This window comes from Actinoplanes campanulatus, from assembly GCF_014647795.1.
Classification (GTDB): domain Bacteria; phylum Actinomycetota; class Actinomycetes; order Mycobacteriales; family Micromonosporaceae; genus Actinoplanes; species Actinoplanes campanulatus.
Genome location: NZ_BMPW01000010.1, coordinates 94,862 through 106,910, shown reverse-complemented (window position 1 = coordinate 106,910; position 12,049 = coordinate 94,862). Strand labels below are relative to the sequence as shown.

The window sequence follows — 12,049 nt, the reverse complement described above, 5'->3', positions numbered from 1 at the left end:
TCACTAACAGGAGTTTGAGCAATGGCTAAGGCTGCGGCGCTTCGCAAGCCGAAGAAGAAGGTGAACCCGCTCGACAAGGACGGGATCACCTACATCGACTACAAGGACACCGCGCTCCTGCGGAAGTTCATCTCCGACCGCGGCAAGATTCGTGCCCGCCGCGTCACCGGTGTGACCTCCCAGCAGCAGCGGCAGATCGCCCGCGCGGTCAAGAACGCCCGTGAGATGGCGCTCCTGCCGTACACGGCCACGGCGCGCTGAGAGGGGGCACCGAGATGAAGATCATCCTCACTCAGGAAGTGTCCGGCCTCGGCACCCCCGGCGACATCGTCGAGGTGAAGAACGGCTACGGCCGCAACTACCTGCTCCCGCAGGGGTTCGCGATCCAGTGGACCAAGGGCGCCGAGAAGCAGGTCGTCGTGATCAAGCGGGCCCGCGAGGCTCGTGAGATCCGTGACCTGGGCCAGGCCAACGAGGTCAAGGGCCAGCTCGCCGGCCTCAAGGTCACGCTGAAGGCGCGCTCCGGCAACGGTGGCCGCCTCTTCGGCTCGATCACCCCGGCCGAGATCGTCGACGCGGTCAAGGCCGCCGGCGGTCCGGCTCTCGACCGGCGTCGTCTCGAGCTCCCGGGTCACATCAAGACCACCGGCTCGTACAACGTGCAGGTCAAGCTGCACCCCGAGGTGACCGCGACGTTCCCGGTGAACGTGGTGGCCGCCAAGTAGTCCCCGCACTACGCCGAAGGCGCTCCGGGCTCGCCCGGGGCGCCTTTCGTGTTTCGGGCCGTCCAGCCGGCTAGCTGAGGCTGTTGCCGGTGATGGCGGAACTCAGCACGGTGGCCAGACCGCCACCCACCACGGCCGCCGCCAGGCCGATGCTCGGCGACTTCCAGGCCGTCGTCGCCGACCGCAGGCCGAAGGCCACCAGCATGCTCAGTACGAGCGCGATGCCGAACTCGGGCGCGGCGCCGGCCAGCGTGTCCAGCGCGGTCGACCGCTGCCCGCTGTTCAGCAGGAACATCGCCAGGACGAAGAGCACGACCGGTACGCCGTACCACACGACGGTGTAGCCGACCGCGGCCAGCGGGCTGCTGACCTTCTGCTCTTCCTCGTCGTCAGACGGGTCCAGCAGGTCGGGCGAGCGGCCGGCGAGGAGATCGCCGCTCATCGGCCGCCGCTCGTACGATCCGGTGCCCTGGAAAGCGCCCGTGGAACGCCGTGGCGGCCACGAAGTGTCGTCCCCGGTAGGGGAGTTACCCTCCGGGGCCGTCGAGATCACTGACGTGGCGCTCAGGGCCAGATTCGACGCTCCGGCAACCGTGGCCGAGCCGCTTGGCCGAAAGGGAGGAAAGTCCGACGTGTCGTAACGGCGAGACTCGCCCTCGGCGAGATCATTCTGGCGGGACAGCTCCTGGCGCCAGTCGGTCTCACCGTCCTGCCCGGCGCTCCCTCGATAGTCGGCCCCGCGCCGGTTGGCGCGTTCGGCGGCGAGCCAGTCCGCCATGGGCGGGCGCTCACCGAAACCACCACCGGCGCCCTGATCGCCGTAGCCACCCCGGCCGGACTGGTCCGCCAGCGGGTCCGGCCAGCGACCGGACAGGTCGCCGCCGCCGTACGCCGGCTTCTGCTGCTCCGACCAGGACGGCGTGCCGCCGCCGGCGGGCAGCGCCCGGGGGCCGCCGGTCCCGGCGGGATCTGTCCAGCGTGACCCGGCGTCACTGCCGGCTGGCAGGGCGCGGGCGCTGCCGTAGGCCGGTCCCTGCTGGGCCGGCCGCTGCCGCTCCTGCTCCAGCCAGGCGGGGCCGCTGGACGTCGGAGCGCTGGGCGACCGCTGCTGCCGTTCCTGGTCCAGCCAGGACGGGCCGCCGGCGCCGCCGTACGCCAGGCCCTGGGGTTCCTGGAGCCGCTGACGCTCCTGTTCGAGCCAGGACAGCCCGCTCGACGTCGGCTCAGCGGCCGGGCTGCCGTAGCCGGAACGGCCGGGCGGCAGCTCACGGGGCCCACCACCGTAGGTGGGCTGCTCCGGTGCGGACGGCCCGGCCGGAAGGGCACCCGCCGGGGTGCCGTAGGGCCGTTGCTGCGGCGCCCCGGCGCGCGGCGGAAGGCCACGCTGCGGTTGTTCCTGCACCGACCACGACGGGTCGGACCAGGACGGCGGCTCCGGGCGCGAGGGCTCCGGGCGCGACGGCTCGGACCAGGACGGCCCGGACTGCTGCGGGTACGACGGCTCCGAGCGCTGTGGATAACCCGGTCCGGGCTGTGGGTAGGACGGACCCGAGCTGCCGGCCGGAAGCTCACGCCGGCCGCCACCGTAGGGCTCGTCCCGGTACGCGGACCGGCGTGGCGCCTGGCCACCGGGATCCGACCACTGCGGCGGCCGTGGGCCCGGCCGGCCACCGGGCGGTGGATAGTCGTCGGGTTCGCGCCGGGGCTCCTGCGGGGCCCGCCGCGCTTCCGGGCCGGGCGGCTCGTCCATGGACGGCTCGGGCGCACGCCGGCGGCCCCCACTGCCGGTGGGGTACGGCTCCTCGGAGCGCCGCCGCCGACTCGCCTGGGTGTCGTCGACCGGGCTCATCGGCCCGGGCAGGGCGCTCCGTGGACGGCTGCCGGGCATGGCGCTCGTCGGCCAGGTCGCACCGGCCTCCGAGGGGCCGGGGACGGAGCTGCTCGGCAGCGGCCCGCCGGGCACCCCACCGACCGGTTCCGCACGCCGTGAGCGAGGCCCGCTGTCACCGCGCGGCTCGTCCGGCTTCGTCGACTCGCGACGAGCCGCCTCGGCCCGCCAGGCGAGGACGCGTGGGTCGTCCTCCGCACGGCTCCACTGGCCGGTGTCCGGATCCCGGGTCCAGTTGCTGGTGTCCTGCTCCGCGTCCCAGGAGGCGGTGTCCTCGCGCCAGTTCGTCGGATTGGCGTTGTAGCGCGGCTTGCCCGGCCGGGGCTCCGGCTGGGCGCGCTGTGCCGGCGGCTGCTCCGGCGGTGGCGATGGGGGTTCGGCATACCGTCCGCGGTCACGGCGCGACGGCGGTGCGGACCGGGCGCCCCAGGTGGTCGCGTCCGGGGAGAGCGCCTGGTCGGAGACGACCGGGATGCTGCCGGTGTCGGTGTGGCCGGCCCAGTTGTCGGCGTCGGCGCCGTTCGTCCAGCCGGTGCCACCGGCCGGGGCGGCGCCGGTCTCGGCGGCACGGCGGCGGCCGACCCGGGTGGGCCGCTCGGTGTAGTCCGCCTCCCGGCGCCAGGCCGCCCGGTCGTCCTCACGCACCAGGTGACGGGCGTCCTCGGCGGCCGAACGCTGCCAGCCGGGCGCCTCGGTCCGCTCCCAGCGCGGTATGCCGGTGGTGTTCTCCCCCGGCGGCGGGTTGTCGGAACGGTTCCAGGACGGGGCCCCGGTCTCCGCGCCCCGCCGACGGGACGGCAGCTGGGCGGACGGCTGCTGCCACGACGGGGTCTGCTGGGGTTCCTGCCAGGAGGGCGTCTGCGTGGACGGCTGCTGCCAGGACGGGGTCTGCTGCGGCTGCTGCCACGACGGTGCCGAGGCGGAGGGCTGCTGCCATGACGGCGCCGGAGCGGAGGGCTGCTGCCATGACGGTGCCGGAGCGGAGGGTTGCTGCCGGCTCGGCGTCTGCGGCTGTTGCGGCTGCTGCCAGCTCGGTGTCTGCGCCGACGGCTGCTGCCACGACGGGTTGCTCTTCGACCAGGTCTGCTCGACCGGGCTGGTCACGGCGGGGCCGTCGGTGCGCCTCCAGGACGACGACGTGTCCGGATCGCTCTGGCGCCAGGACGACGACGTGTCGGGGTCGCTCCGGCGCCAGGACGGCGTCTCGGCCTCCAACTCGGGGGTGGGCCACGCCGTACCGGGTATGGAGGGTTTCTCCCGCTCCGCGGCGGCCCGCTGCTCCTCCTCGTCCTCCCAGGCCTCGGTGGTGGAACGCCACACGTGCGACCCGGTGGACGACCGCCACTCGGTGGTCTGCCGCCAGCGCGCCCCGGTGGCCCGCCACTCGGCGGTCTCGGTGCGCCAGCCGACGCCGTCGGCCGGGAAGGTCGGCCGCCCGGTGGAGGTCACCTCGGAGGACCAGCGGTTGGCCGGCTCGACGGCCTGGCCGCCGCCACCCTGGTAGGGCTCGATCTCGGCCTGCTGCGCCCAGTCGTCGGCGCGCCGCTGCCAGGTCAGCGCCTCATCGCTGGGAGCCATGCTGCCGGTGTCGGTCAGAGAGGCCCAGCGGGGCTCCGGCTCCGCGATCTCCGGTTCCCGGGTGGGCCAAGACCCCGCAGCGCGCCGACTGCGCGACATGCGGGTGCCGTAGTCCCACTCCCGTTGGTCCACCTGGAAAGGGTGACGTGCCTGAGACGGAACCGCAACGCCTCAGTGCGACGGCTTGCTCACCCGGGACGGTATTTCCGCAGATCCAGAACCTTTTCTGCCCTCCACAGGTCAGAACTGCAAATCCCCTGCTCGGGTTCGTCGCATCCGAGAGTTATCCACATGGTGTGCACAGGGCTACCCACAGGAGTCACCGGTGCTGTCCACAGGTTGTCCAGAGACTCGTCCACCGGCGCAGTTGGCGGGTGGGTTGGTGATTCGTACAGTGGTCCAGCCTCACGTGCGGACTTTGGTCGGAGCGAACCACTGGATCCGGTGCCGGATCAGTCGAAAGAGATGTGCCGAGGCGGTTCGATCGTGCGAGCGGCCATGGCCGAGTGGAGGGGGAGTCCGGGGTGTCGATCACCGACGACGCGAGGCCGGAGTCGCGGCCGCCGTCCCAGGGCGGTGGCGGCTCCTTCAACGGGGGCGGCGGCGGCGGGAACGGCAAAGGGCCACAGGATGGTGGCGGCGGCAACTACGACAAGGCCCCACCCCAGGACGTGGCTGCTGAGCAGGGCGTCCTCGGCGGCATGCTGCTCTCCAAGGACGCGATCGCGGACGTCGTGGAGATCCTCAAGGTCACCGACTTCTACCGCCCGGTCCACGCGACGATCTACGACGTCATCCTCGATCTGTACGGGCGGGGCGAGCCGGCCGACGCCCTGACCGTCGCGGCGGCCCTCGCCGACTCCGGTGACCTCCAGCGCATCGGCGGTGTGCCGTACCTGCACACCCTGATCGAGAGCGTCCCCACCGCGGCGAACGCGGCCTATTACGCCCGGATCGTCTCCGAGCGGGCCATCCTCCGCCGCCTCGTCGAGGCCGGCACCAAGATCGTCCAGTTGGGCTACGGCGCGAACGGCCACGGCGGGCGCGATGTGGACGACATCGTCGACCTGGCCCAGCAGGCCATCTACGACGTGACCGAGAAACGGGTCAGCGAGGACTTCGCGGCCCTCGGCGACATGCTCCAGCCGACCCTCGACGAGATCGAGGCGGTCGGCGCCTCCGGTGGCGTGATGACCGGTGTGCCCACCGGCTTCCAGGACCTCGACCGCCTCCTCAACGGCCTGCACGCCGGTCAGCTGATCATCGTGGCCGGCCGTCCCGGTCTCGGTAAGTCGACCGCGAGCATGGACTTCGCCCGCAACGCCGCGATCCAGCACGGTCACGCCAGCGCCATCTTCTCGCTCGAAATGAGCAAGATCGAGATGGTGATGCGTCTGCTCTCCGCCGAGGCGCGGGTGCCGCTGCACACGCTGCGTTCCGGCCAGCTCTCCGACGACGACTGGACCAAGCTGGCCCGCCGGATGGGCGAGATCAGTCAGGCGCCGATCTTCGTGGACGACACGCCGAACATGAACCTCATGGAGATCCGGGCCAAGGCGCGCCGCCTCAAGCAGCGCCACAACCTGCGGCTCCTGGTGATCGACTATCTCCAGCTGATGTCCTCGCCGAAGAAGACCGAGAGCCGTCAGCAGGAGGTCTCGGAGCTCTCCCGTGGCCTGAAGCTGCTGGCCAAGGAGATCGAGTGCCCGGTGATCGCGGTCAGCCAGCTGAACCGTGGCCCGGAGCAGCGCACCGACAAGCGGCCCCAGCTGTCCGACCTGCGTGAGTCCGGCTCCATCGAGCAGGACGCCGACGTGGTCATCCTGCTGCACCGTGACGACTACTACGACAAGGAGTCGCCACGCGCGGGCGAGGCCGACTTCATCGTGGCCAAGCACCGTAACGGCCCCACCGACACCGTGACGGTGGCCGCTCAGCTGCACCTGTCGCGCTTCATCGACATGGCGATCTAAAAACGACATTTTCCTCGGTACGGCGTAGGGCCGTCCGAAGAGGAAAGTGGCGGGGCGCGGCGCGTAATTCGTCCGGAATGGGGACGTGCGCCGCGCTTCTGCGGGCCGGGTGGTCTATTAGTCCTCGCTGTCCGGGCTGCGGTGATTGGTCACCAGACTTTCGATCTCGCGGGATTTGTCAGCAGAGGCGTGCTGGACCGTTTCCACGATGACGCGAGCCAGGGTTTCCACGTTCCATTCCCGGCAAGCCTGCTGGTCGAGGCGAAGGTCGACGAGACGGCCGTCCGCATCGACGGTGGCGTGGACGACGCCGTCCTCGGATTCGGCGCTCACCTGCATGGTGGCCAGGCTGCGCTGGAGTTCGTCCACTCCGGAACGCATCTCCTCGTACTGGCCGTAGACGTCTTCCAGGTCGTTCCGCAGGGAGTGATCGGTGGTTCCAGTCACGGTTCTTCCTCCGTTCGCCGCGACGGTGGGGGGGCGAGGAGACAATACCCAAGATCCGCGACGTTGCGTATTCCAGCAACTTCGTAACGCACACGAAAAGAGAAGCTTATCGAAATAGTTCACTCTTAAGTAGTGATATGACTTCGTCTTGTAATTACTAAGAGTGATGAACGCCACCCTGTTGACAATTCGGCGAGCAAAAATCGACGAGTTCTTTGCCGGGCAAAACACGCATTCTGGAGCCGTGGCGCTTCTGAGCCGTCACTCTGAGTTTCGGCCAGGATCTTTGCCGGACAGCACGAAACCTTCTTGAAGAGGTCCGCCCGCAAAGTCCAGGACAGCCAGCACGGCGGCGATGAGCGGCTCCCGGTCGCCGTCCACGACCACCGCCCGCTGGCCGGCCACGAGCCGTCCGGGAAGGTCCGGGTCCACCTCGCCGATGCGCCGGGGCAGCCACTTGCCGCGCGCCGACCACCGATTCCCGGCCAGGAGGAGGAAGTCGGAGGCCGCCAGCATCAGGGTCGCCGCCAGATAGGCGAGTTCCACCGGCTCGGTACAGCCGCGCAGATCATCCACCAGATCGGTCAGCAGGTACCGCTGATAGTTGACCGTCTCGGCGCCCGGCGCCGCCGGGCCGGCCGCCAGCAGTGCGGCGGCCCGCTCCTGGAAGGCCGTCGCCGCGCCGTCACCACCGGCCAGGATCACGCCGTCGGCCACCATCCGCAGCAGCGGAGTACGCCGCCGCTCGGCATCGACACCCCAGTAGTACTCGATCGAGGTGTCCGTCTGCACGAACAGCTCGACGACCCAGCCCTCGAACCGCCGCGTCTCCCGAAACGGGGCGGGCGGCCCGTCCAGAACCACGACGATGTCCAGATCCGACCACGGCGTCCGCCGCTTGGTAGGCGCACTCCCCCCGAGAAAGGCCGCAAGCACCCCAGAGAACCGCTCCCGCACGAGCCGCGCCGCAACTTCCACCGGCCGATCACCAGACACAACCCTCACCGTGGCACAACCCTCACAGCAAGGCACCCCAATACCCATCCCGCCACGGAGCATCCACGTTGAGCAGGACGGCGGTGCACCAACCACCCCCGCAAGACACCGGTTACAAGGCGTTTTGCCGCGGAGCGAAGCGCAGCAAAGCTAGCCCAGCGTTTTGCCGCGGAGCGAAGCGAAGCAATCAAACTCAGTCAAAGAGGTCGTGCAGGAAGCCTCGCCGGCGGTAGTGGCCGTGGGGGCCGCGCCGGTAGTGACCACGGTGCCCATACATCGGCGCGGCAGGCGGGTAGTGGGCGGCCGGTGCGCCGTAGGCGGGCTGCGGCGGAGGCGGCGGGGGCGCGTAACCCGGCTGGTGGTGGGCCGGCGGCGCGGGCGGCGGGGGAACCGGCGCTCCGGTGCCCGGCCGGTTGTTGTAGGTGGCTTCGGCCGCGAAGAGCTTCTCGAGCTCGCCACGGTCGAGGAAGATTCCGCGGCACTCGGTGCACTGGTCGATCGTGACGCCGCTGCGCTCGTAGACCCGCATCTCGCCGTGACACTTGGGACAGGTCATATGCATTTCAATGACGGTACAAGGCTGTGTCATGCCGTGGGGCCGAAGAAGCTGTGTGCTTGCTGAGTACGACCGGAGAACACCCGCAGGGCGGGCGCCCAGAGCAGTAGGGCGACCGGGTAGAGCAGGTAGCCGAACCGTGTCGTCGGCATCAGCAGGATCGCGGCGAGAAGTCCGTATCCGCAGAAGAGGGCGGCGGTGGCGGCGGTACGCGGTGGACGGCGCACCAGGAGCACCCCGATGACGGCGGCCGCGGCCACGAGCAGCCCGGCGGCGACGTAGCGGCCGCCGGGAACCGCCTGGGAGATCAGGTACCCGGGGAAGGGGGACTGTGCGGGGCTCGTGACGAGGCCGTGCCCGAGGGTGAAGCGGAAGACGTTCTCGATGAGGGCGTCGGGGTTCACCAGCAGCGGCGGGAGCACGGCCAGCACCGGGATGCCGAGGGCCCCGGGCAGCAGTCGCCGCCAGGTGCCGGTGGCGATGGACAGCGCCGCGAGGACGGCCACTATCGGGAGCGCGAAGAGTTTGAGCCCGGCGGCCGCACCGATCGCGACTCCGGCCCAGCCGGGGCGGCCGCTCGCGAACAGGGCCAGGGCCAGCAGGCACAGCGCCAGTACGGGGATGTCGTCCCCACCGGTGGCGAGGGTCAGCGCCGTCACGGGTAGGACGGTGGCCGCCTGCATCGCCCGTACCATCGATGGGTTTGACGGACGCAGAAGGGTGACGGCGGCAACCAGCGCGGCCACCGTGATGATCGCGAACCAGACGCGGGCGTCGGTCCACCAGTGCTCACCCGCGATGGCCCGGGGCAGGCCGAAAAGGGACATGCCGGGCTGGTAGGGGCGGTAGCCGAGCAGGCGTTCGTCGAGCGGGATGGCGGCGATCTCGGCACGGCTCAGGTAGGGCGTGCCGGTGTGCAGCAGCGATTCACCCATGTGCTCGACGACGACCACCTCCTCCTGGGCCCGGTCGGTACGCCCACCGGCCCGCTGCACCGCCTGCACGACGAGCGGAAGCATCGCCACCGCTCCCCAGGTGGCCCAGGTCAGGACGTCGCGGCGGCGAACCACGTACACGAGCAGGGCCGCGGCCAGATAGCCGCAGGCGGCGATCGCGCCCCACGCCCGGTGTGGCAGCAGCGTCGACGTGAGGGCGGTGACCAGCGCGAAGACCGCGGAGATCGCGTAGAGGAGCAGATCGACGGCCCGATCGGACGGCTTGGTCACGCGGGCAAGTTTGGCAGACGCCGCACAGGCAGCCTGACCACCGAACCCGCATCGTGCAACGCCACCGCCAGCACGCCCGGCCGCCCGCCTGAGCCGCGCCGCAGCACGCTGAGGAATCGGACCGCCGAGTACGGCCGGGCGAACAGGTGCCCCTGCCCGGCCGTGCAGCCGAGCTGCCAGAGGGCGTGCCGTTGGGGTTCGCTCTCCACGCCTTCGGCGACGACCGTGAGGTGCAGGTTGCGGGCCAGGTCGACGGTGGTTCGGATGACCGCGGCCGCCTCCGTCGAGGTCTCCACCCCGGCCACGAACTCCCGGTCGATCTTGAGTTGGTGCACCGGGATCCGGGAGAGCACGGAGAGCGACGAGACGCCGGTGCCGAAGTCGTCGATGGCCAGTTTGACACCGGCGTTGCGCAGCTCGGCGAGGGTCCGCTCGACCACGTCGAGCTGACTCACGGTGAGGGTTTCGGTGAGTTCGAGGACCAGCCGGTTCGCCGGGACGTCGTGCCGGGACAGTCGGGCCAGCACGGCCGCCGGGAATGTCGGGTCGAGCAGGCTGCGCGGCGACACGTTCACGGCGACGGGCAGGTCGAAGCCCGCCTCCCGCCAGGTCTGGAGGGCGAGCAGCGACTGCTCCAGCACCGCGTCGGCGAACGCCGGCAGCTGCCCGGACCGCTCGACCGTCTCGAGGAACTGCACCGGAGTGAGATTGCCCTGCTGGGGGTGCCGCCACCGGGCCAGCGCCTCGGCCGCGACCACCTCGCCGCTGCCCAGGTCGACGATCGGCTGGAAGTCGACGGTGAACTCGTGCTCGGCCACCGCGCGCCGTAGCTCGCCGGTGAGGACCAGCCGGTCCAGGTCGGCGGTGTCCCGGGCGTGCGCGTAGACGACGGTCGGCTCGCCGGCGCGTTTTGCCTGGTACATGGCGATGTCGGCGCGGCGCATCAGCTCCTCGACGCTGCCCGTGCCGGCGGCCAGGGCGATGCCGCCGGCCGCCTCGACGGTCAGTTGCATGCCCTCGACCTCGATGCCGGCGTCCAGGGCGGCGAGCATGCCGGTGGCCCGGTGCCCGGCCAGCGCGGGTGTCGGCAGGGCGGTGAGCAGCACCGCGAACTCGTCACCGCCGAGCCGGGCGACCAGGTCACCGGGAGCGGCCGCGTCCCGCAGCCGGCCGGCCACCTGGCGCAGCACCTCGTCACCGGCGGCGTGCCCGAGCGTGTCGTTGACCTCCTTGAAGTGGTTCAGGTCGATCAGCAGCAGGGCGAAGAGGCCGGTGTGGGCGGTGGACCGGAAGAGGCGGTCGGCGTGTTCGTACAGCCGGCGGCGGTTGGCCAGGCCGGTGAGCGGGTCGTGTGCGGCGGCGTGCGCGTTCTCCGCGGCGATGCGGGCCAGTTCGGCGTACGCCTGGGCGTTCCGGATGGCGGTGCACACCGCCGACGCGAAGGTACGCAGCTTGTACTGCTCGACCTCGGTGAGCCGGACCGTCCCGCCGAACCGCAGGCGCAGCACCCCGACCCGGACACTGCCGTCGTGCGCCACCAGGTCGACGGTGGTCTCGTCGGGCGGCGACGGCGTGGTGACCAGCAGCGGGCCGTCGGCGAGCACCTGCGTCTCGGTGGCCCGCACGGTCCGCGCGGCCAGATCGATGGCCGCCTCCACCGCCGAGAAGATCTGCGCGGCCCGGGTCGTCGCCGAGTGCAGCACCTGGGTGAGGTCCACCGCGTTGAGCTCGTCGGTCGCCTTGGCCAGACGCTGCCACGACTCCCGTTCCTCCCGGGTCCGGACGCTGCGGGACTGCCACAGGTGCATGCACACCACAACGAGTGGGACGACCAGCAGGAGCAGCGGGTTCGTGCCGGTGGCCAGCACACCGACGACGATCAGGGTCGCCGCCAGCTCGCCGAGATGAAGGATGAGCTTGGTGGTCCAGTCGTGCAGCGCGACCTGCCACAGGCTGCCGCCGGTCGCGACCGACAGCACCGGCACGAAGGCGAGATGGTCGACCACGATGAAGGCGATCAGCGCCGCCACGATCGGGAGCACCGGGAAGGGCGGCCGGACCAGATCCGGCTGGACGTCGAAGGCCAGGAAGACGGCCGCCGCCGCACCGGTGGTGAGCGCGCCCTTGGCGATGCCGAACGCGGTCTTCTGCGGGCCGAGCCAGCTCAGGCAGCGGATCACGGTGATCGCGGCGATCGTGCAGAACACCACCCAGGGCGCCGGGATCAGCGTCAGTCCGATCAGGACCGGGACCTCGCCCCAGGTGTTGCTGTCGACGCTGGACTTGACGCGGACGTGCACCCGGACCCGGTTGGCGATGATTAGGCCGGCGCCGAAGACGGCCAGAACCAGTGGATGCGGCGGTGGGCCGGGGAGGCTCAGCGCGTACGCCAGGAAGCCCGCGGTGGCGCAGACCCCCAGAACGACGACGAGACCGATGAGCAGCCGGAGCCGCTGATCGGTCACGTTTTCGTCGCCTCGTGTGCGAGTCATTGAGTCCTTGTCGTAGCCGAGCGCGATCGGATCGTCGCTCAAGGCTCAACCTAATTGATAACCGTCTGTCCGCGCATCAGGCGTTTCTCAGCCCCACTCTTTTTCGCCATACATGGCGTTTCCTCCACTTTGTCCGCTGTCGTCCTGACAGGGGATAAGTTAGGCGCG

General features: G+C 70.7%; 9 protein-coding genes. 3 read left to right on the top strand and 6 right to left on the bottom strand.

Annotation, left to right across the window (positions count from 1 at the left end; genetic code table 11):
* Positions 1 to 21 precede the first annotated feature (21 nt).
* Positions 22 to 261 carry a 30S ribosomal protein S18 gene (gene rpsR / locus IEZ13_RS20400; protein ID WP_007073789.1) on the top strand — a complete coding sequence of 80 codons (240 nt, stop codon included), beginning with the start codon at positions 22 to 24 and terminating at the stop codon, positions 259 to 261.
* A gap of 14 nt (positions 262 to 275) precedes the next feature.
* Positions 276 to 725, top strand: coding sequence for a 50S ribosomal protein L9 (gene rplI, locus IEZ13_RS20395; RefSeq protein WP_043529634.1), 450 nt, complete (start codon positions 276 to 278; stop codon positions 723 to 725).
* Between the two features lie 70 nt (positions 726 to 795).
* On the opposite strand, the gene IEZ13_RS47525 is transcribed toward rplI, so the two are convergent.
* Positions 796 to 4,191, bottom strand: a complete 3,396-nt coding sequence (locus IEZ13_RS47525; RefSeq protein WP_183226520.1) for a hypothetical protein — start codon at positions 4,189 to 4,191, stop codon at positions 796 to 798.
* Positions 4,192 to 4,715: 524 nt separating this feature from the next.
* Here IEZ13_RS47525 and dnaB point away from each other — a divergent pair.
* Positions 4,716 to 6,164: a replicative DNA helicase gene (gene dnaB / locus IEZ13_RS20385; RefSeq protein WP_183226519.1), complete on the top strand. Its 1,449-nt coding sequence runs from the start codon at positions 4,716 to 4,718 to the stop codon at positions 6,162 to 6,164.
* A 117-nt stretch (positions 6,165 to 6,281) separates the two neighbouring features.
* Here dnaB and IEZ13_RS20380 read toward each other — a convergent pair whose 3' ends face one another.
* The 5 genes from IEZ13_RS20380 to IEZ13_RS20360 all read right to left on the bottom strand — a co-directional run bounded on the left by IEZ13_RS20380 (position 6,282) and on the right by IEZ13_RS20360 (position 11,881).
* Positions 6,282 to 6,611: a YbaB/EbfC family nucleoid-associated protein gene (locus IEZ13_RS20380; RefSeq protein WP_229794814.1), complete on the bottom strand. Its 330-nt coding sequence runs from the start codon at positions 6,609 to 6,611 to the stop codon at positions 6,282 to 6,284.
* A gap of 261 nt (positions 6,612 to 6,872) precedes the next feature.
* Entirely contained in the window at positions 6,873 to 7,655 is a 783-nt protein-coding gene (locus IEZ13_RS20375) for a nucleotidyltransferase domain-containing protein (RefSeq protein ID WP_229794842.1), read from the bottom strand.
* Positions 7,656 to 7,800: 145 nt separating this feature from the next.
* A complete protein-coding gene (locus IEZ13_RS20370) occupies positions 7,801 to 8,169 on the bottom strand; it encodes a TFIIB-type zinc ribbon-containing protein (RefSeq protein WP_183226517.1) in 369 nt (122 codons plus the stop codon).
* A 23-nt stretch (positions 8,170 to 8,192) separates the two neighbouring features.
* Positions 8,193 to 9,389 carry a glycosyltransferase 87 family protein gene (locus IEZ13_RS20365; protein ID WP_183226516.1) on the bottom strand — a complete coding sequence of 399 codons (1,197 nt, stop codon included), beginning with the start codon at positions 9,387 to 9,389 and terminating at the stop codon, positions 8,193 to 8,195.
* Complete coding sequence (locus IEZ13_RS20360; RefSeq protein WP_183226553.1) at positions 9,386 to 11,881, bottom strand: putative bifunctional diguanylate cyclase/phosphodiesterase; 2,496 nt, start codon at positions 11,879 to 11,881, stop codon at positions 9,386 to 9,388. The genes IEZ13_RS20365 and IEZ13_RS20360 overlap by 4 nt, the downstream gene beginning before the upstream one ends.
* Between the last annotated feature and the right edge of the window lie 168 nt (positions 11,882 to 12,049).

What these genes read in the sequence shown, in the direction of transcription:
- rplI (WP_043529634.1), top strand. Translation starts at nt 276, where the DNA reads ATGAAGATCATCCTCACTCAGGAAGTGTCCGGCCTCGGCACCCCCGGC.
- IEZ13_RS20370 (WP_183226517.1), bottom strand. Translation starts at nt 8,169, where the DNA reads ATGCATATGACCTGTCCCAAGTGTCACGGCGAGATGCGGGTCTACGAG.
- IEZ13_RS20360 (WP_183226553.1), bottom strand. Translation starts at nt 11,881, where the DNA reads ATGACTCGCACACGAGGCGACGAAAACGTGACCGATCAGCGGCTCCGG.
- IEZ13_RS47525 (WP_183226520.1), bottom strand. Translation starts at nt 4,191, where the DNA reads ATGGCTCCCAGCGATGAGGCGCTGACCTGGCAGCGGCGCGCCGACGAC.
- rpsR (WP_007073789.1), top strand. Translation starts at nt 22, where the DNA reads ATGGCTAAGGCTGCGGCGCTTCGCAAGCCGAAGAAGAAGGTGAACCCG.
- IEZ13_RS20375 (WP_229794842.1), bottom strand. Translation starts at nt 7,655, where the DNA reads ATGGGTATTGGGGTGCCTTGCTGTGAGGGTTGTGCCACGGTGAGGGTT.